The sequence below is a fragment of the Streptomyces calvus genome (assembly GCF_006782915.1).
In the GTDB taxonomy this organism is placed as follows: domain Bacteria; phylum Actinomycetota; class Actinomycetes; order Streptomycetales; family Streptomycetaceae; genus Streptomyces; species Streptomyces calvus.
In genome coordinates this window covers 210,641-228,080 of record NZ_VCNP01000049.1, presented here as the reverse complement: position 1 = coordinate 228,080, position 17,440 = coordinate 210,641, and the positions used below count along the sequence as shown (strand labels likewise).

Annotated in this window: 19 protein-coding genes; 8 read left to right on the top strand and 11 right to left on the bottom strand. The window is 72.7% G+C overall.

Annotation, left to right across the window (positions count from 1 at the left end; all coding sequences use genetic code 11):
* Nucleotides 1-170 precede the first annotated feature (170 nt).
* A complete protein-coding gene (locus tag FGW31_RS24905) occupies nucleotides 171-3,443 on the bottom strand; it encodes a BTAD domain-containing putative transcriptional regulator (protein WP_142195723.1) in 3,273 nt (1,090 codons plus the stop codon).
* 389 nt (nucleotides 3,444-3,832) lie between these two features.
* Between FGW31_RS24905 and FGW31_RS24900 the strand changes: the two genes are divergently transcribed.
* Nucleotides 3,833-4,633, top strand: a complete 801-nt coding sequence (locus tag FGW31_RS24900; RefSeq protein ID WP_142195722.1) for a site-2 protease family protein — start codon at nucleotides 3,833-3,835, stop codon at nucleotides 4,631-4,633.
* A 30-nt stretch (nucleotides 4,634-4,663) separates the two neighbouring features.
* Here the strand turns inward: FGW31_RS24900 and FGW31_RS24895 are convergent, their stop codons facing one another.
* The gene (locus FGW31_RS24895) at nucleotides 4,664-4,855 is read right to left on the bottom strand and encodes a hypothetical protein (RefSeq protein ID WP_142195721.1); all 192 of its coding nucleotides are present in this window, start codon (nucleotides 4,853-4,855) and stop codon (nucleotides 4,664-4,666) included.
* A gap of 55 nt (nucleotides 4,856-4,910) precedes the next feature.
* The gene (gene npdG / locus FGW31_RS24890) at nucleotides 4,911-5,624 is read right to left on the bottom strand and encodes an NADPH-dependent F420 reductase (RefSeq protein ID WP_142195720.1); all 714 of its coding nucleotides are present in this window, start codon (nucleotides 5,622-5,624) and stop codon (nucleotides 4,911-4,913) included.
* Nucleotides 5,625-5,765: 141 nt separating this feature from the next.
* Between npdG and FGW31_RS24885 the strand changes: the two genes are divergently transcribed.
* Nucleotides 5,766-6,371 carry a hypothetical protein gene (locus FGW31_RS24885; RefSeq protein ID WP_142195719.1) on the top strand — a complete coding sequence of 202 codons (606 nt, stop codon included), beginning with the start codon at nucleotides 5,766-5,768 and terminating at the stop codon, nucleotides 6,369-6,371.
* A 90-nt stretch (nucleotides 6,372-6,461) separates the two neighbouring features.
* Here FGW31_RS24885 and FGW31_RS24880 read toward each other — a convergent pair whose 3' ends face one another.
* Entirely contained in the window at nucleotides 6,462-6,689 is a 228-nt protein-coding gene (locus FGW31_RS24880) for a hypothetical protein (RefSeq protein ID WP_142195718.1), read from the bottom strand.
* A 59-nt stretch (nucleotides 6,690-6,748) separates the two neighbouring features.
* Between FGW31_RS24880 and map the strand changes: the two genes are divergently transcribed.
* Complete coding sequence (gene map, locus FGW31_RS24875; RefSeq protein ID WP_142195717.1) at nucleotides 6,749-7,606, top strand: type I methionyl aminopeptidase; 858 nt, start codon at nucleotides 6,749-6,751, stop codon at nucleotides 7,604-7,606.
* Between the two features lie 299 nt (nucleotides 7,607-7,905).
* Complete coding sequence (locus FGW31_RS24870; protein ID WP_142195716.1) at nucleotides 7,906-8,553, top strand: biliverdin-producing heme oxygenase; 648 nt, start codon at nucleotides 7,906-7,908, stop codon at nucleotides 8,551-8,553.
* 195 nt (nucleotides 8,554-8,748) lie between these two features.
* Here FGW31_RS24870 and FGW31_RS36125 read toward each other — a convergent pair whose 3' ends face one another.
* The 3 genes from FGW31_RS36125 to FGW31_RS24855 all read right to left on the bottom strand — a co-directional run bounded on the left by FGW31_RS36125 (nucleotide 8,749) and on the right by FGW31_RS24855 (nucleotide 10,198).
* Nucleotides 8,749-9,141 (bottom strand): type II toxin-antitoxin system VapC family toxin, encoded by a 393-nt coding sequence (locus FGW31_RS36125; protein ID WP_325053531.1) that lies wholly within the window; start codon nucleotides 9,139-9,141, stop codon nucleotides 8,749-8,751.
* A gap of 18 nt (nucleotides 9,142-9,159) precedes the next feature.
* Nucleotides 9,160-9,357, bottom strand: a complete 198-nt coding sequence (locus FGW31_RS24860) for a hypothetical protein (RefSeq protein WP_142195715.1) — start codon at nucleotides 9,355-9,357, stop codon at nucleotides 9,160-9,162.
* 196 nt (nucleotides 9,358-9,553) lie between these two features.
* Nucleotides 9,554-10,198, bottom strand: coding sequence for a PhzF family phenazine biosynthesis protein (locus FGW31_RS24855; protein WP_142195714.1), 645 nt, complete (start codon nucleotides 10,196-10,198; stop codon nucleotides 9,554-9,556).
* A 349-nt stretch (nucleotides 10,199-10,547) separates the two neighbouring features.
* On the opposite strand from FGW31_RS24855, the gene FGW31_RS24845 reads away from it, so the two are divergent.
* Together FGW31_RS24845 and FGW31_RS24840 are read left to right on the top strand one after the other, a co-directional pair.
* A complete protein-coding gene (locus FGW31_RS24845; RefSeq protein WP_142195713.1) occupies nucleotides 10,548-11,705 on the top strand; it encodes a serine hydrolase domain-containing protein in 1,158 nt (385 codons plus the stop codon).
* 417 nt (nucleotides 11,706-12,122) lie between these two features.
* The gene (locus tag FGW31_RS24840; protein ID WP_142195712.1) at nucleotides 12,123-12,746 is read left to right on the top strand and encodes a hypothetical protein; all 624 of its coding nucleotides are present in this window, start codon (nucleotides 12,123-12,125) and stop codon (nucleotides 12,744-12,746) included.
* 39 nt (nucleotides 12,747-12,785) lie between these two features.
* On the opposite strand, the gene FGW31_RS24835 is transcribed toward FGW31_RS24840, so the two are convergent.
* Both FGW31_RS24835 and FGW31_RS24830 read right to left on the bottom strand, forming a co-directional pair.
* Nucleotides 12,786-13,115: a hypothetical protein gene (locus FGW31_RS24835; protein ID WP_142195711.1), complete on the bottom strand. Its 330-nt coding sequence runs from the start codon at nucleotides 13,113-13,115 to the stop codon at nucleotides 12,786-12,788.
* 105 nt (nucleotides 13,116-13,220) lie between these two features.
* Nucleotides 13,221-13,448, bottom strand: a complete 228-nt coding sequence (locus FGW31_RS24830; RefSeq protein ID WP_142195710.1) for a hypothetical protein — start codon at nucleotides 13,446-13,448, stop codon at nucleotides 13,221-13,223.
* A gap of 385 nt (nucleotides 13,449-13,833) precedes the next feature.
* Here FGW31_RS24830 and FGW31_RS24825 point away from each other — a divergent pair, with 385 nt between their 5' ends.
* The gene (locus FGW31_RS24825) at nucleotides 13,834-14,832 is read left to right on the top strand and encodes a hypothetical protein (protein ID WP_182674596.1); all 999 of its coding nucleotides are present in this window, start codon (nucleotides 13,834-13,836) and stop codon (nucleotides 14,830-14,832) included.
* Nucleotides 14,833-14,869: 37 nt separating this feature from the next.
* On the opposite strand, the gene FGW31_RS24820 is transcribed toward FGW31_RS24825, so the two are convergent.
* Entirely contained in the window at nucleotides 14,870-15,604 is a 735-nt protein-coding gene (locus FGW31_RS24820) for a bifunctional DNA primase/polymerase (protein ID WP_142195709.1), read from the bottom strand.
* A gap of 233 nt (nucleotides 15,605-15,837) precedes the next feature.
* On the opposite strand from FGW31_RS24820, the gene FGW31_RS24815 reads away from it, so the two are divergent.
* Nucleotides 15,838-16,713, top strand: coding sequence for a glycerophosphodiester phosphodiesterase (locus FGW31_RS24815; protein WP_142195708.1), 876 nt, complete (start codon nucleotides 15,838-15,840; stop codon nucleotides 16,711-16,713).
* A gap of 61 nt (nucleotides 16,714-16,774) precedes the next feature.
* On the opposite strand, the gene FGW31_RS24810 is transcribed toward FGW31_RS24815, so the two are convergent.
* Nucleotides 16,775-17,404 (bottom strand): TetR/AcrR family transcriptional regulator, encoded by a 630-nt coding sequence (locus tag FGW31_RS24810; protein ID WP_142195707.1) that lies wholly within the window; start codon nucleotides 17,402-17,404, stop codon nucleotides 16,775-16,777.
* Nucleotides 17,405-17,440: the final 36 nt, after the last annotated feature.

The window sequence follows — 17,440 nt, the reverse complement described above, 5'->3', positions numbered from 1 at the left end:
CCCACCAAAGGCCGACCGGCTTCCGCACCACGACCCGACCGGTTGCCGCACCAAAGGCCGACCGGCTTCCGCACCGGGACGCGGCCGGTCAGGGCGGGTGGGTCACAACGGGTCGCAGCGGTCGCAGCGGCCACAAAGGGCCACAGACGGTCACATGTGGTAGCAGAGGGTCACAGTAGGGCTAGGGCCTCACCGGGGGTGAGGTCCTCGCCCTCCGCGTAGGCGCTCGCATAGGCCGCGTCGTCGAGGACCGCGCGGATACGCCCCTCGACGTGCTCGTGGACCGTGCTCTCCATGCGGCCCCTCACATGGCCGGGCGGCAGCCAGCTGTCGGCGGCGCCGAGGCAGCGGGCCGCGTCCCGGGCGCGGCGGCCGCCGTCGAGCCCGGCGAGCGCGGCCGCGCCGATGGCGGCGAACGCCGACCGCATGTGGGGCGCGATGGCGGACGACAGCGGGTCGCCGGCCCGGTGGAGCGCCTTGCGGATGGTGGCCAGGGCCCGCTCCTCGTGCCCTTCGACCACGTCGAGCCAGGCCTCGGCGCCGAGGATGAACGCGTCGAAGACGACGTAGTGCGCGATGCGGAACTCCTCGCGCAGCAGCCGCAGCTGCTCGCGCGCCTCGCCGGTGCGCCCGATCGTGCCGAGCCAGCCGGCGAGGAACAACCGGGCGGCGGGCAGGGCATCGTTGTGGCCGCCGGGCGCGGCGTCGACGACCGCGCGCAGCAGCCGCTCGCCGCGCTCCTCGTCGCCGGCCTCCAGCAGCGTGCTGCCCAGACGGGCCATGAGGACGGCTTTCTGGGACCGGGCGCCGAGGCGTTCGGCGTGTTCGATGGCCGCCTCGTAGTCCGCGGCGGCGGCCTCGTAGTCGCCACCGCGCTCGCGGGCCTCGGCGCGCGACGAGAGGGCCTCCGCGGTGCCCCAGGCGTCGCCGAGGCGGCGGTAGGTCTCCAGGGACTCGTCGGCGTCGCGCCGCGCGTCGCCGACCCAGTCGCTGCGGTTGGCCAGCAGGTTGGCGCGCAGCTGGAGGTTGGCGGCGAGCTCCCAGTCGTAGCCGGGTGTCTCCCGGCAGGTGCGGACGGCGGCGTCGACGACCTCGTACAGCCGGTCCATGTCGCCGGTCAGCATCACGGCGAAGGTCCACAGCATGCCGGGCGAGCGGCAGGTCTGCGGCATGCCGGGTTCGTACGTCGCCGCGATGAGGCGGAGTTTGCGCTGCGCCTGCGGGGTCTGCCAGTCGTCCAGTTCGGTGTCCATGCAGGCCATGTGGGCCAGGTGCACGCCGCGCCAGGCCTCGGCGAGGACCTCGCCGGTCATCGGCGGCGGTGTGTCGGTGCAGCGCTGCCACAGCGGGACGGCCGGCCGGACCGGTTCGGTGAACGGGTCGGGGCCGAGGGCCATCACCTCCACGCACCAGTTGCGGGCCTCGACCCGCAGGTCGCGCATCTGCCAGAACCAGGCGAGCGACAGGGTGAGGCACAGCGCCTCCTGCTCGTCGCGCAGGGTGAGGGCGTGCCGCAGGGCCGTGCGCAGGTTCTCGTACTCCCGCTCCAGCCGGTCCATGGCGGCGAGTTGGTCCGGGCCGCGCAGCAACGGGTCGGTGGTGCGAGCGAGTTCGCGGTAGTACGTGAGGTGGGCGCGTTCGGTCTCGGCGCGGGCGCCGGCCTCCTGGAGGCGTTCGCGCGCGTACTCGGCGACGGTCTCCAGCAGCCGGTAGCGCATTCCGCCGTCGCCGGAAGGCGCGGCCACCACGAGGGACTTGTCCACCAGGGAGCCGAGCGCGTCGAGCGCGGCGGGCCCGCACACCACCTCGGCCGCGGCGAGGTCGCAGCCGCCGGCGAACACCGACAGCCGCCCGAGGACGTCGCGTTCGTCGGCGTCGAGGAGTTCCCAGGACCAGTCGACCACGGCGCGCAGGGTCTGCTGGCGGGGGCGGACGGTGCGGCTGCCGGAGGTGAGCAGGCGGAAACGGTCGTCCAGCCGGTCGGCGATCTGGCGCGGGGTGAGCATCCGCAGCCGGGCGGCGGCGAGTTCGATGGCGAGCGGCAGTCCGTCGAGGCGGCGGCAGATCTCGGCGCAGGCGTCGGGGTCGTCGTCGGTGCGGAAGCCGGGCCGGGCGGCGGCCCCGCGGTCGGCGAGCAGCCGCAGGGCGACGGGCTCGGGCAGCGGTTCCACCGGGCGCAGCGTCTCCCCGCGCACGCCGAGGGGTTCGCGGCTGGTGGCGAGGACGGTGAGGCCGGGGCAGCGCTGCAGCAGCGTCTCCACGAGCCGGGCGGCGGCGTCGACCACGTGCTCGCAGTTGTCCAGGATCAGCAGTACGCGGCGTCGGGCGAAGTGTTCGGCGAGCCGTTCCACGGGGTCGGCGGGCCGGTCGGCGACGGCCCGCATGCTTTCGGCGCCGGCGCCGTACAGCACGGTCTCGCGGGCGCCGACGGCGGTGAGGACGGCCTCGGGGACGGCCTCGGGGTCGTCGACCGGGGCGAGTTCGGCGAGCCACACACCGTCCGGGATGCTCTGCCGTACGGTCTCGGCGGCCTCCTGCGACAGCCGGGTCTTGCCGGCCCCGCCGGGCCCGAGCAGGGTGACCAGCCGGGCGGCGGCGAGGTCCGCGCGGATGGTCTCGATGTCCGCTTCCCGGCCGACGAACGAGGTCAGCCGGGCCCGCAGGTTGCCGGGCCGGGTGGCGGCCGGGGAGGGTCCGGGGGCGGCGGGGGCCGCGGACCGGTGCAGCAACCGGGCGTGCAGGGCGCGCAGTTCGGGGCCCGGGTCGGAGCCGAGACGGTCCGCGAGCAGGCGTCGTACGTCCTCGTAGGCGGCGAGCGCCTCGGCGGTGCGGCCGGTGTCGTGCAGGGCGCGCAGCCGCAGGGCCTGGAGGGGCTCGTCGAGGGGGTGGCTGTCGCAGAGGGCCGTCAGGTCGGGCAGGCACTGCTCGGCGTCGCCGAGGGCGAGGGCGGCGGCGTGCCGGGCGCGCACCACGTCCAGGTGCCGGGTCTCCAGGCGGGCCGCCTCGGCGGTGCGGTCGGGCAGTCCGGCCAGGGCGGGGCCGCGCCACAGGGCGAGGGCGTCGTCCAGGACGGCGGCCGCCTTCTCGGCGTCGCCGTCGGTCAGGGCGCGCAGGCCCTCGCCGGCCAGCCGCTCGAAGCGGTGCAGGTCGACGTCGTCGGGTGCGGCGGCGAGCCGGTAGCCGCCGTCGGCGGAGGCGACCGCGTCCGCGCCGAGCACCCGGCGCAGCCGTCCGACGAGGGCCTGGAGCGCGCCGGTCGCGTCGGCGGGCGGGTCGCCGTCCCACACCTCGTCGACGAGCAGCCCCGCGGGCACGGTGCGTCCGGCGCGCAGGGCGAGCACGGTCAGCAGCGCACGCAGCCGTGCCCCGCCGACCGGGACGACGGTGCCGTCGGGGCGGAGTGCCTGGGTGGTGCCGAGGATGCGGTAGCGCACGGCATCCATTCTCTCCGGTGGCGGTCCGCGGGGTCACCGGGTTCGGGCGGCGCGGCGCGGTGTCCGTACGACGGTTCCGGCGGCGCGGCGCGGTGTCCGTACGACGGGTGCCGACGGCGCGGCGCGGTGTCCGTACGACGGGTGCCGACGGCGTGCGGTGCGGGTCCGGTGCCTAATGCCCGGCGCCTGGCGCCTGGTGCCTGCCCGGCGCTCGGTGCGGGTCCGGTGCCCGGTGCCTGGCGCCTGCCCGGTACCCGGAGAGGGCCCGGTGCCCGGTGCGGGCCGTCCCACCCTGCACCGGAACCGGCCCACCGCGCGAGACGTTTTCCTGGTGCGCCCGGTACCGTCGGGCAGTCCCCCGCGGGTCCCCCCGCGCGCCCGACCGTTCAGGGAGTCCCATGACCACCGCCACCACCCGTCACAGCGACCGGCGGATCAGCCCCGTCTTCCTCGGGATACTGGCCGTCACGGCGGTCACCGGGTGGGCCACCTGGACCGGGTTCGCCGCGCAACCCGGGGTCGCCGTGTTCCTGTTCGTGACGGCCGCCTGGATCGTCTCCCTGTGCCTGCACGAGTACGCGCACGCGCGCACCGCGCTGCACAGCGGCGACATCTCGGTCGGTGCGAAGGGCTATCTCACGCTGAACCCGATGAAGTACACGCACGCGCTGCTGAGCATCGTGCTGCCGGTGCTGTTCGTGATCATGGGCGGGATCGGTCTTCCCGGCGGCGCCGTCTTCATCGAGCGGGGCCGGATCCGCGGCCGCTGGCGGCACAGCCTGATCTCCGCGGCGGGTCCGCTGACGAACGTCCTGTTCGCGGTGGTGTGCACGGCGCCGTTCTGGCTGGACGCGCTGGACGGTGTACCGGCCGACTTCCGGTTCGCGCTGGCCTTCCTCGCGCTGCTCCAGGTGACGGCGGCGATCCTGAACTTCCTGCCGGTGCCGGGCCTCGACGGCTACGGCGTGATCGAGCCGTGGCTGTCGTACAGCGTGCGCCGGCAGGTGGAGCCGTTCGCGCCGTTCGGGCTGCTGTTCGTGTTCGCGCTGCTGTGGGTGCCGGCGGTGAACGGCGTGTTCTTCGACGCCGTGGACGGACTGCTGGGGGCGCTGGGCATCCACGAGTTCGACACGTACTGCGGATACGAACTGTTCCGCTTCTGGCGGGGCGAGAACGGCATCTGCGCGGTCGCCGGCTGACGCGACGCGGGCGTCGGCCCCTGGCGAGCGTCAGCCCGTGACGGAGCCGTCGCTCGCCCGGTTCCGGCCCCGCCGCAGGTAGTACCAGGTCATGTTGGACGACAGGCCCACCAGCAGCACCCAGACGATGCCGATGAACACGCTGCCCCGCACGAAGGAGACGACGGCCGCGGCGACGGCGAGGACGCAGACCGCGAGGGCGTAGAGGGCGAGGCGGGGCATGGCTGCTGGCTCCTGTCGGGGGACACTGCTACGCCGTCCAGTGTCCCCCATCGCCTCATACGTCCGTGACGCGGAGTCCCGCGTGCGCCTTGTAGCGGCGGTTGACCGAGATCAGGTTGGCGACCAGCGACTCCACCTGGTGGGCGTTGCGCAGCCGCCCGGCGAAGATGCCCCGCATGCCCGGAATGCGGCCGGCCAGGGCCTGCACGATCTCGACGTCGGCACGGGCCTCGCCGAGCACCATCACATCGGTGTCGATCTCGTCGATCTCCGGGTCCTGCAGCAGGACGGCCGACAGGTGGTGGAAGGCGGCGGTGACCCGGGAGTCCGGCAGCAGCGCGGCGGCCTGCTGGGCGGCGCTGCCCTCCTCCGGCTTGAGCGCGTAGGCGCCCTGCTTGTCGAAGCCGAGCGGGTTGACGCAGTCGACGACGAGCTTGCCGGCCAGTTCCGCGCGCAGGGACTCCAGGGTCGCGCCGTGGCCGTCCCAGGGCACGGCGACGATGACGATGTCGCTGCGCCGGGCCGTCTCGGCGTTGTCGGCGCCCTCGACGCCGTACCCGAGTTCCTCCGCGGCGGCCCGTGCGCGTTCGGCCGCGCGGGAGCCGATGATCACCTTCTGGCCGGCCTTGGCGAGCCGGTACGCGAGGCCCTTGCCCTGCGGTCCGGTGCCGCCGAGCACGCCGACGACCAGCCCGGAGACGTCGGGCAGGTCCCAGGGGTCCTTGGCGGGGGCCTTCGCGGGCTGCTGTGCACTGTCGGTAGAGGTCATGGGCCGACTCTACGTCCGTGGCGGCGCCGCTCCCGGTGCGCGTGAGCCCCGTCACGGCGGCGCCCGCGGCGTCCCCGGGTCGGGCGAATCCGGTTCGAACACGGGGACGTGGACGGGAGGTTGGGGGCAGGATGCGGCCGTATGGATGCGGTACGGGTGGCGTTGCTGCGGGACGTTCTGGCCGGGACCGAGTGGCTGGGCGCCACCCGGAGGTTCGCGGGGACGCTGCGCGGCTCGGTGGTGTCGCACGGCGGCGGGCTGCTGCTCGTGGGCACACCGGAGTACGAGCCGTGGCACCTGGCGGCGCACCTGGTGGACGAGGCGGCCTGGTCGGGCACGCCCGAGCTGGCGCCCACGCTGGTGCGGCACGACGCGCGGCCGTCCGATCCGGCGCACCTGGCGGTGGCGCTGGGACGGCTGGAGGCGGCGCGGCGGGGCGAGACGCTGCTGGTGGTGGCGCCGCCCGGCGAGCCGTCCGCCCCGCTCCTGGAACGGGTCTGCGGTGCGCGCCGGGCCGGGGCGACGCTGCTGTCGCTGGGGCCCGAGACCGGGGAGCTGCCGGCGCTGGCGCACGAGGTCCTGCCCGTGCCGGACGGCTCCGAGCTGGACCTGGACACCGTGCAGCACCTGGTCAGCGCGGCGGCCGGGGAGAACGCCCTGCCGGCCTCCCGGGGCCGGCGCCGCTTCCGTGACCGGCTGTCACGGCTGGCGGACCTGCTGACGGCTCCCCCGCCGGCGCGCTGGTAGGCGACGGCGGCGGGGTCGGTCCGTGGCGTTCGGCAGGCGACGCGTGCGGCGGCTCGGTCACCGCGTTCGGCCGCGGCGCGTGCGGCGGGTTCAGTCGTCGCGGTCGGCCGCGGGCGCGTCGTGCCACTTGGGGTCGTTCTCCCACTGGAGGTTGCGGTCGCGGGCCGTCTCCATGGCGCGCTCGGCCTCGGTGCGGCTGGCGTACGGGCCGAAGCGGTCCTTGCCCGGGCAGTCAGGGCCCTCCTCGACCTTCTTGTGCTCCAGGCAGTAGTACCACTCGCCCGGTTTTCCGACCGTCCGCTTCTTGAACAGGGGCATGACCGGCTCCTTTCACCACGAAGATGGTCCCCCGTCGCCGCTGAATTAGACTCGCCGGCATGTCTGGCCAGTCGCTGCTCGTACCTGGGGAGCTGTCCCCCACCCGCTCCGTGCCCGGGAACATCCGCCGTCCCGAGTACGTCGGCAAGCCCGCCCCGACGCCGTACACCGGTTCGGAGGTGCAGACGCCCGAGACGATCGAGGCGATGCGGACCGCCGGCCGGATCGCGGCACGGGCGATGGAGGAGGCGGCGAAGCTCATCGCGCCCGGCGTGACGACGGACGAGCTGGACCGGGTGGCGCACGAGTACATGTGCGACCACGGCGCCTACCCGTCGACGCTCGGCTACCGCGGCTTCCCGAAGTCGCTGTGCACCTCGGTCAACGAGGTGATCTGCCACGGCATCCCCGACTCGACGGTGCTGCGCGACGGCGACATCGTCAACCTGGACGTGACCGCGTACATCGGCGGGGTGCACGGCGACAACAACGCCACGTACCTGGTCGGCGACGTGGACGAGGAGAGCCGGCTGCTGGTCGAGCGGACCCGCGAGGCGCTCAACCGCGCGATCAAGGCGGTCAAGCCCGGCCGCCAGATCAACATCATCGGCCGGGTGATCGAGTCGTACGCGAAGCGGTTCGGCTACGGAGTGGTCCGTGACTTCACCGGTCACGGCATCAACTCCTCCTTCCACTCGGGCCTGATCATCCCGCACTACGACAGCCCGCACGCGACGACGGTGATGCAGCCGGGGATGACCTTCACCATCGAGCCGATGCTGACGCTGGGCACGCACGAGTACGACATGTGGGACGACGGCTGGACGGTCGTGACGAAGGACCGCAAGCGGACGGCCCAGTTCGAGCACACGCTGGTGGTGACGGACACCGGCGCGGACATCCTGACCCTGCCGTAGCCCTCCCCCGCGGGCCCGCTCTCTTCCACAGAGGGCGGGCCCTGTTGCGTGCGCGGCCCCTGGTGTTTACGCACCTGTGGTTCACGCAGGCGTCCTGTTGCTTGTGCGGGCCCTCTGGCTTGCGCGGCCCCTGTTGTTCGCGCGTGGCCGTGTTGTTCGCGCGTGGCCGTGTTGTTCGCGCGTGGCCGTGTTGTTTGCGCGGGCCGTGTTGTTTGCGTCGGGACCGGCACGGGGAGGTTTCCCGACAACCTGTCGGGAAACCGTTGACTTAGGTAAGCCTAACCACAGAAACTTGGGGCATGGACTCCTTCTCCACTCTCATCCGCACCGCCTCCCACGAGCAGCACATGGAGGCGGAGACGTCGACGTTCATGAGCGACCTGCTGGGCGGCCGCCTGGGGGTGGAGGCGTACGCCCGGTACACCGAGCAGCTGTGGTTCGTGTACGAGGCACTGGAGTCCGCGGCGGAGCGGCTGGCTCCGGACCCGGTGGCCGGCCCGTTCGTCCGGCCGGAGCTGTTCCGGCTGGCCTCGCTGGAGCGGGACCTGGCCCACCTGCGCGGCCCCGGCTGGCGCACCGGCCTGACCGCGCTGCCCGCGACCCGCACCTACGCCGACCGGGTCGCCGCCTGCGCCCGCGACTGGCCGGCCGGCTACGTCGCCCACCACTACACGCGCTACCTGGGCGACCTGTCCGGCGGCCAGATCATCCGCGACCGCGCGGAGCGGGCCTGGGGCTTCGCCCGCAAGGGCGACGGCGTCCGCTTCTACGTCTTCGAGCAGATCCCCAACCCGGCCGCCTTCAAGCGGAGTTACCGCGAACTGCTGGACGCGGTCCCGGTGGACGACCTGGAGAAGCAGCGCATCGTCGCCGAGTGCAAGCGCGCGTTCGCCCTGAACACGGACGTCTTCCGGGCACTCGGCGAGGAGTTCCCCATGACGGCATGACACCGACCGCCGTCACAACAGCCGCAGCCGCTCATCGCCCGGCGCACTTCCGCGTCCGTACGGTCAGCGCTTCGGCGGCGCGCAGCCGCACGTCCGGGCCCGTGCATACAGCGGCGGATCCAGAGCGCGTGCACGCCCTCCCAGGGGCGCGTGGAGGTGCGGCGGTGTGGAGTCCGTTGCCGTCGGAGGCGGCAGCTAGTCGGCACCGAGGATGCGGAGGCCGTGGTGGAGGCGGAAGTCCTCGTAGTCTTTGAGGTTGGGCGTGGCCAGCGGCAGGTCGTAGGTGAGGGCACAGGCGGCAATCCACATGTCGTTGGCCGGGCGGGGCCGGCCACGCTGTATCCCGGCGGCGGAGAGCCGTCCCCAGGTGACGGCAACGGGCTCGTCGCCGGGCAGGACGGGGATGCCGGCGAGCCAGTCGGCGAGTTCCTGGCGGCTGCGGGCCCCCCAGTGGCGGATCTCCGTCCACTCGGTCAGTTCGCCGTAGGTGACGAAGGTGATCAGCGGCCTGCGACCGATGAGGCGAGTGGCGAGCGGCCCGGTGAGCTTGCGCTTGTGCGACAGGGAGGCGACGTCGGTGTCGAGGATGACGGGTTACATGTGGCGTCAGGCGACGTCTCGGTGGCGCTCGGCGCACGTGAAGGCGCGGAACTCTTCCAGTTCCTCATCCGACTGGAACGTGTCGGCGGCGAGATCGTCCAGGGAGCGGATCGGTTGGGTGTCCTTGGCCGCCAACAACTCCTCGACCGACAGGCGCGGCCGGAGCGGCGGGGAGCTGAGGTCTTCCGGTGTGGGCGTGCTCATCAGGACCTCCACCAGGGACGGGAACCGGCTCCGTGGCCCAGCATTTACGGCGCCTTCACCTGCTGCGACCAAGGTTCCACACCACAAGCGCGCCTTCGAACAAGTGTGCCGTAAATCCTCCGCCGACGGCCCCGGCGCCGGTGCCGACCTCGTGAACCGGCAGCAGCTCCGGGGCCGCCACCCCGCGGTGTTGCGGTCAGCGTTCCAGGTGGACCCTGCCGCCGACTTCCGTCCAGCCCTCCGGTTGCGGGGCCGTGAGGATCTGGGAGCCGGTGCCCTGGGTGATGTTCAGGGCGCGGCCGAGGCGGTCGGTGAGGAGGAGGGCTGCGGCGCCCGTCGCCTCGTCCTCGTCGATGCCGTCGTCGCGGCCGGGGAAGGCGCGGGCGCGGACGCGACCGGCCGCCTCGTCCAGCCAGGCCCAGGCGTAGATCCACTCGCCCTTCGGCGGGACGGGCAGGTCGTCGACCTCGGCGGCGGTGGCGTACTGGCGCAGGGTGCGCGGCGGCACCCACTCCGCGCGGGCCTCGATCCAGCAGAACTCGCCGTCCTGCCGGGCGCCCACCACCCCGGCCGGGGTGACGAGTTCGGGCACGTCGAGCAGCCAGGCCGTGCCGACGCAGGGGTGGCCGGCGAAGGGCAGGCGCAGGGTGGGGGTGTAGATGTCGATGACGCCGCGCTCGGGGTCGTCGACGAACACGGTCTCGCTGAAACCGAGTTTCGCGGCGAACGCCTGCCGGTCGTCCCGCTCGGGCAGTACGGAGCCGTCGCGGACGACGCCGAGTTCGTTGCCGTATCCGCCGCGGGGGCCGCAGAAGACGCGCAGCACGTCGTAGTCAGTCACGGGGGCATTCAAGCACCGCGCGGAGCGGAGTGGCGGCGCGCGCACTTCGCGACGGCCGCCGGGGTGACGGGGGTGGGGGCCGAGCCGGGGCGAACAGCGGGACGGTGCGGGTGCCGGCGATCGCGAGGGTCGCGGCCGCGGTCCTGAGTGCGGCGAAGCCCTGGTGGCCCACGCCGCTCGCGCCCGCGTGGCCCGCCGAGGGCACACCTAGGGGTGACCCCCGAGGGGCCGGGGCCGGATATGCGGGGGTGGTCTCCTCTGTGTGCAGGATCTCGCGGGCGTGCGTGATCACCAGGATGGAGTGCGTCCGAGCAACGCAACTCCCTCCGAAACGCAGGAGCTTCGGCCCATGAACGTTCGTACTCGCGCCCGTGCCCGTACCGTGCTGGTCTCCGCGGTGCTGGGGGCCCTGGTCCTCGGTCCGCTCGCCGGGGCGGCCCCCGCCCGGCCGCAGTCCCCGCTCCCGTCCGTCACGGCAGCCGCCGCCGACGGGCCCGACACCGCCGCGTTGGAGCGGGCGCTCGTCGGCATCCCGGACGGGGACGTCTCGGCGGCGCTGGTCCGGGTGGGCGGGAAGGGCCGCTGGACGGGGAGCGCCGGTGTGCGCGACCTGCGCACGGGCGCGCCTGCGCGGGAGAACGCGCGGTTCCGGGCCGGGTCGACGACGAAGACGGTCACCGCCGCGCTCGTGCTCCGGCTCGTCGCGGAGGGCCGGGTCGACCTGGACGCGCCGGTCACCCGCTATCTGCCCGGGCTGCTGCCGTCCTCCTTCACCGAGCCGCCCACCGTACGGCACCTGCTGACGTACACGAGCGGTCTGCGACCGGGTGCGAACCTCGGCTCGACCACGGAGGAGATGTACGAGAACCGGTTCCGGACCCTCACTCCGGAGCGGGTGGTCGCCACGGCCGTCGCGGAGGGGCCGGCCTCCGCTCCGGGCGAGCGGCAGGTGTACCAGAACATCGACTACACGGTGCTCGGCCTGCTGATCGAGAAGGTGACCGGCGACAGCTACGAGCACCAGGCCGACGTGCGGATCTTCCGTCCGCTGGGCATGCGGCACACGGGCTTCCCGGCCGGACCCGACCCGCGCATCCACGGCCCGCACAACCGGGCGTACGCGGACATCGGCGGTGTGACGACCGACGTCACGGAGTGGAACATGTCCGACCGCTGGGCGGCCGGGAACATGATCTCCACCACCGCCGACCTGGAGCGTTTCCTGGTCGCCCTGTTCGGGGGCCGTGTGGTGCCGCGGCCGCTGCTGGACCAGATGTTCACCGTGCCGGACATCGAGGGCGCGACGTACGGCATGGCCTGGCAGCGCTTCGTCCACAACGGGACGGAGATCTGGGGCAAGACGGGGTCGCGGCCCGGCTACCACACGGTGCTGGCGGCGACCCGTGACCTGTCCCGGACGGTCGTGTACTCGGTGAACGCCAAGAGCGCCCGGGAGGACGGCTTCCCGCTCGTCGCACGCTTCGCCCTGCCCGCCTTCAACCGCTAGGGGCCCTCAGGGGTGCGGCACGGCCCAGTGCCGTGAGGCTGCTGTGGTCCGCACTGTGCCGCAGGCCACGGCCCGTGGCACAGTGCGGGAACAGCGCGAGCGCCTGGAGTGGCATGAGAAACCGATCGGAGTCACCCTTGAGAGAGGAGCTCGGCTCCATCGGTTCCGACCCCCTCCCCGGTCTCTCGAAGGAGAGACCGGGTCATGGTCGGAACGCGACGTGACGGTCGATGAACCTGGCCGACTCCATGCCGAGTTGACCCTCGGCAGGCCTGATCCGGCCATCCTGCGCATTGCGATGCGATGCGGTGCGGACGAGATGGCCGGCAGCCGGCCCAGCTCCCCTCCCAAGGAGTCGCTGACTTTCCACCGTGTGAGCAACGACCGACCGGCAACCATTGCGTCAAGGTGAGAAGAATGGGTGGACACTCCCACGACCACGACATGCCTCTGCAGGAATTCAGGCGGCACACCGGCGCTATCACTCTGATAGTGATCGGGGCCCGTCCGGCGCCGAAGAGCGTCGACAGCATATTGGAGATCGCGAACGCGGCCCACTTCCACGAAGAAGAAAGCTTCGTGGCGCGGAGCGACAACGGCAGTATCGAGTATGTGCCGTGCAGCCTGTCGGAGCACCCGATCCTCCAACTCATTTCTGAAGGAAGGCTGCAATACAAAATCATCGTGTCCGGTAGCCCGTACGGCGACCTTCCGTATCTCGCTCCAGGAACGTACTACAACTGGATCGAATTCGTGGAGGGGCCTGACCACGACGAGGGACGGTGGGTGGCACGCATAGTCAGCGAGGAGGGTGCGGTAGCCAGTGTTGTTACCGGCGTTGAGGTGAAGCAGATCTTCGCCTTCCACCTGGACGATGCGACACTTGCCGAACACAAGAAGCCTTCTGTGCATGTGCACGGAATCGGCATCGGTGAAGTGAGCGACAACTTCCCCACGGCCAGGTGGGCGTCGTCCACGAGCGGATGGGCCCCCATGGGCAACGGGTGTTGCCGCGTGGTGTCGTGCCAACCGGAACGGTGACTCGCGCCGGCAGCAGCAGGCCGACCGGGACGCGGCGCACTACGCAGGCCGGTAGACGACGACCGGGCAGATCGCGCAGGCCTGCGGTCCCTCCTGCGAGAACCACTTGCATGCGGAGCGGATGGCGCACCTGGGCAGTTCCGCGCTCTGTGCCGCGCCGGTGTCACGTCCGGCGGTCATCAAGCGGCCGATGAGGGAACAGCGCGCACCACTCCAGTGTTCACAGGAGTTCTCGACACAACGATCGGCGAAGCGAAAGCGTGTTTCCGGGTCACCGTGCCCTTCGCACGCATCGATGAACTGCTCGTCCACAGTGATCGAGGGGCGCAGATATCCCAGGCGTCCGTTCTCCCCGAGCACTCCGATCACCGCGGCTCCCTCATGACACGTGCTGCTGGGGCACAGCGGCGCGTCTCGCGTGCCGGCTCCACGGCCTGGTGTCGAGCCCGTGGGACGGGGGTTGGAAGGAAGCATCTACCTCACCTTCCGGACCCGGATGCCTTGCGTATGGCCTCCCTCGGCAATGCGGTCCACGCTCAAACCTGTCCCCAGGAGGTCGACTGCGCGGCCACCTAGGTTGACCGTGGCCAGTTCCGTGAGCACGGCCTTGCGAAGCGCATTGTCGATTCGTTGCACCACTTCGTCACTGAGATCGATTCCATCGAGCTCGACCCGGAACTGCTGTCCGCCGTTGTTCGCCATCACTCACCGTCTCTCCGCTGCCGTCGCTTGTGGATTCGGTGTTCGGGACGGAGCGGTGGACCGTTGAGCAACTGCCGCCCGTCGAGCACCTGCCGCTCGTCGCCTCAGCCAATCACCGTGGTGAGCCCACGGCCACTGCTCGGGTTCTTCCGGGTGACCGAATTCGTCCGGCCACTGCCGCCCGCCACCGACATCCGCCCCACTCGGAATCGTCCGGTCGACTCCGGGCGCCGTCCCGGTGCTTCCCACCGGGATCCGGCGCCCGCGGTCCGACGCGCCGCGGGCCGGTGGCCCCGGGGCTGGACCGGCTGTGTGCTCCGGGTGCCCGGCCGTGATCGGGGGCCGGTAAGGTTCGCCTGCGGAAAGGGGAGGGTGACGGAACCGGATGAGCAGGGATCTCGGCCTTCGAAGGCTCAACAGGCTCCGCAGGTGGAACAGGAGCGTGCTGGTCGCGGTGTCGGCGACCGCCGTGTCGCTGACGGCGAGCGGCTGTGTGGTGGTGCACGGGGAACGCGAGGTGCTGCCGGCCGCGACCCGCGCGGAAGCCGCGAAGGCGCTGGAGGAGTTCACCGCCGCGTACAACGCGGCCGACAAGGCGTACGACAGTTCCCTGGACGCCGAGCACACCACCGGTGCCCTCGCCGACATCGACGGGGCGCGGCTGAAGGCCGGGCGGGCGAACAGCCCGGAGGGCAACCCGCGTCACGCGCCGCTGGAGCTGACGGACGCGAAGTTCACCATCGTCGAGAAGGCGGGCTGGCCGCGCTGGTTCGTCGCGGACGCGGCCGGCAACAAGGGCGGCGCGGCGCGCTGGCTGCTGGTGTTCACCCGGGACGGCCTGGACGAGCCGTGGGAGGTGGCGTACCTGACGCTGGTCGCCCCGGACGACGTACCGGAGTTCAAGACGGACGAGAACGGCTGGGCCGAGGCCGTGCCGGCGAACTCCACGGATGTGGCGGTGCCGCCGGCCGAGTTGAGCAAGGGCTACGCCTCGTTCCTGAAGGACGGCGGGAAGACGTTCGCCGACGGCCCGCACACCAGCGCGTGGCGGGCGCTGCGCGCGAAGCGGGCGGAGCGCCCGGGTCTGGTCACGCAGTACATCGACGAGCCGATGACGAACGGCGACTACGCGCCGCTGGCGCTGCGCACCGAGGACGGCGGGGCGCTGGTGTTCTTCACGACGCGCCACTTCGAGAAGCAGACCGCGGCGGCCGGGGCGTCCGTGCCGACGCCGAACAAGGACGTGCTGGCGCTGACGGACGGGGAGATCACCCAGTCGCTGACGATGGAGTTCGTCTCCAACGAGGTGGCGCTGGACCCGGCCGACGGACCGGTGCAGGTGCTGGGCCGGATCCAGGGGCTGACGTCGGCAAAGGGCGAGTAGGGCGCGCAGGGCGCGTGCGGCCGGCCCGTGCGCGGTGTCAGTGGTGCAGGGGCCAGGCCGTGCCGGCGTGGTCGGACGGGTCGCCGGCGTGGCGGGCGCAGGAGTCGGTGAGGACCTCGAGGAGGCTCAGCGGGTCCGGCAGCGGGTGTTCGGGGCCGCGCAGCCAGTGCACCGACTGGTCGTCGTCGCCGGGCAGCCGGGCGGGCGGGACGAGGACGTAGGAGCCTCGGCAGTGCCAGCGCAGGCCGGGGTGCTCGTCCATGGTCTCGGGGTGGCAGTCCAGCTCGCACGGCCACCACTCGTCCTCGTCCTCGGGGGTGCCGCGGGTGAGGGTGAAGAACAGCATGCGGCCGTCGTCGCTCTCGGCGACGGGGCCGACCTCGATGCCGGCGTCGAGCAGGCGGGTGAGCGCCTCGCGGCCGGCGTCGAGGGGGACGTCGAGGACGTCGTGCACCATGCCGGTCGCGGTGATGAAGTTGGCCTGCGGCTGGTGGCGGGCCCAGCGCTCGATCTGCGCGCGGTCGGTGGTGGACTGCGTCTGCCAGGCGAACGACACCGGGTGCCGGGCGGGGGTGGGACAGCCCACGCGGTCGCAGGAGCAGCGGTATCCGGCGGGGTGGGCGGCGGGTGCGAGCGGCAGTCCCGCGTCGGCGGCGGCGAGCAGCAGGGCTTCCCGGCCGCCTTCGTCGGCGGCCTGCTTCGGGCGGCGTCCGCGCAGCCACTGGGAGAGTCTGCCCTGTCGGCCGCTCCGGCCGCCGAACTCCGCGCTCATCAATCTCCTCGCCTCGCCGTCGTGCCGAACAGCATGCCCTATGGTCCCACGATCGCGCGCATCGGGGGGCCGGAGCCCACAATCCGCGCAGGTGGGACGAGGGGGGCGGAGGGGACGAGGGTGTCGAGGGGTGCCGGACGGGGCGAACGGTGCGCTTGGGGGCGGTGCGGGCCGTAGCCGGTTCGGGTGTCATGGCGCGCTTCGGTGCGAGGGGCGCGCCTACCGTGGTCGCCATGGTCACATGGATCGCGGCGACGGGCCTGGCGGCCGTGGCCTCGGTGGTCTCCCTGGCCCTCCCGGCTGCCGGTGGTCCCGGGGCCCCGCTGGAGTGGGGCGGCGGACCGCTGACGGTGGACGCGCTGCCGCGGATCACCTACGTCGCCCATCGCGGCGGGGCCCGGGAGGTCCCGGAGAACAGCATGTCGGGGCTGATGGCGGCGTACCGGCGCGGTACGGCGCAGGTGCTGGACTTCGACACGCGGGTGCTGCGCGACGGCACGCCGGTGGTGTTCCACGACGCGACGCTGAACCGCACCACGTTCCTCGGCGGCGCGGTGCGCGACCTGGACGCCGGCGAGTGGCGGGGCGTACGGCTGCGTCCGCGGGACGGACTGCCGGGGAGCTGGCGGGCGGAGCGGCCGCCGACGGTGGCCGAGGTGCTGGATCGTTTCGGCGGGCGGATCGTGCTGATGCTGGAGGCGAAGGACCCGCGTGGTGTGGACCGGCTGGCGGCGCTGATCCGCTCCCGTGGCCTGACCCGCTCGGTGTTCGTGAACACCAACGACCCGGAGGTGGCGCGCCGCGTCCACGACCTGGGCCTGCTGTCCCAACTGTGGCGCTCGGCCCGCCAGTTGCGCACCGACCGCCCCGAGCGCTGGCGTTCCTACGTCGATCTGCTCGACGTCGACGTCCGGGCGCGGGACGCGGACCTGCGGCGGGCGGTGCGCTCCGGCGTCCCACGGGTGTGGGCGCACACCGTCGTCACTCCGGCCCAGCGCGACCGCGCCCTGGCGCTGGGCTGCGACGGGGTCATCACGGACGCGCCGGGGCGCCTGGCCCGCCGTCCGGCGCGGACGCCCGGTGCGGTGAGCGCGGCGCTGGGGCGGTGAGGGCGGCGCCGGAGCGGGGGCCGGGCGGGGCCCGGTGGGGCGGCGGGGCCGTGCGGGCGGTTCAGCGGGGGGCGAGGCCGTACAGCGCGTAGTCGACGAGGGTGTCGGTGTACTCGTACGTGATGGGGCCGGTGTACTGGAGCCAGCGCTGGGCCAGGGGCGAGACGAACAGCTCCAGGGCGATGCGCGGGTCGACGTCCGCGCGGACGTCCCCGGCCTGCTGGGCGGCGCGCAGCCGGTCGACGTACAACTGGAGCGGTGGTTCGAGCAGTTGGGCGACGAATCTGCGGCCGAGTTCCTCGTTGACGACGCCTTCGGCGGCCAGGGCGCGGGAGGGGGCCTCGAAGGCGGGGTCGCGCAGTTCGTCGACCGTGGCGCGCAGCACCTGCTTGAGGTCGGCGGCGAGGTCGCCGGTGTCCGGGATGGCGTACGACAGGTGTCCGGCGGCGCGCGCGGCCTGCTCGCCCAGGTCGAGGAAGGCCTCCAGGAGCACGTCCGCCTTCGATCCCCACCACCGGTAGATCGTCTGCTTGCCGACGCCGGCGCGGGCGGCGATGCCCTCGATGGTCGTCCTCGGGTAGCCGACCTCGACCACCAGTGCGAGGGCGGCGTCATAGATGGCGCGCCGGGAGCGCTCGCTGCGGCGGGTGGCGTCCGGTGCGGACTGGTTCGCGGACGGGGTGTGGGCCATGGGACGAATTTATCAGGTTGACAAGACGCCGCGTCT

Coding starts and splice junctions, on each gene's coding strand:
- FGW31_RS24860 (WP_142195715.1), bottom strand. CDS start 9,357: ATGAGCACGCCCACACCGGAAGACCTCAGCTCCCCGCCGCTCCGGCCG.
- FGW31_RS24870 (WP_142195716.1), top strand. CDS start 7,906: ATGGACTCCTTCTCCACTCTCATCCGCACCGCCTCCCACGAGCAGCAC.
- FGW31_RS24880 (WP_142195718.1), bottom strand. CDS start 6,689: ATGCCCCTGTTCAAGAAGCGGACGGTCGGAAAACCGGGCGAGTGGTAC.
- FGW31_RS24845 (WP_142195713.1), top strand. CDS start 10,548: ATGAACGTTCGTACTCGCGCCCGTGCCCGTACCGTGCTGGTCTCCGCG.
- FGW31_RS24900 (WP_142195722.1), top strand. CDS start 3,833: ATGACCACCGCCACCACCCGTCACAGCGACCGGCGGATCAGCCCCGTC.
- FGW31_RS24840 (WP_142195712.1), top strand. CDS start 12,123: ATGGGTGGACACTCCCACGACCACGACATGCCTCTGCAGGAATTCAGG.
- FGW31_RS24830 (WP_142195710.1), bottom strand. CDS start 13,448: ATGGCGAACAACGGCGGACAGCAGTTCCGGGTCGAGCTCGATGGAATC.
- FGW31_RS24895 (WP_142195721.1), bottom strand. CDS start 4,855: ATGCCCCGCCTCGCCCTCTACGCCCTCGCGGTCTGCGTCCTCGCCGTC.
- FGW31_RS24905 (WP_142195723.1), bottom strand. CDS start 3,443: ATGGATGCCGTGCGCTACCGCATCCTCGGCACCACCCAGGCACTCCGC.
- FGW31_RS24815 (WP_142195708.1), top strand. CDS start 15,838: ATGGTCACATGGATCGCGGCGACGGGCCTGGCGGCCGTGGCCTCGGTG.
- FGW31_RS24885 (WP_142195719.1), top strand. CDS start 5,766: ATGGATGCGGTACGGGTGGCGTTGCTGCGGGACGTTCTGGCCGGGACC.
- FGW31_RS24820 (WP_142195709.1), bottom strand. CDS start 15,604: ATGAGCGCGGAGTTCGGCGGCCGGAGCGGCCGACAGGGCAGACTCTCC.
- FGW31_RS24825 (WP_182674596.1), top strand. CDS start 13,834: ATGAGCAGGGATCTCGGCCTTCGAAGGCTCAACAGGCTCCGCAGGTGG.
- npdG (WP_142195720.1), bottom strand. CDS start 5,624: ATGACCTCTACCGACAGTGCACAGCAGCCCGCGAAGGCCCCCGCCAAG.
- map (WP_142195717.1), top strand. CDS start 6,749: ATGTCTGGCCAGTCGCTGCTCGTACCTGGGGAGCTGTCCCCCACCCGC.
- FGW31_RS24810 (WP_142195707.1), bottom strand. CDS start 17,404: ATGGCCCACACCCCGTCCGCGAACCAGTCCGCACCGGACGCCACCCGC.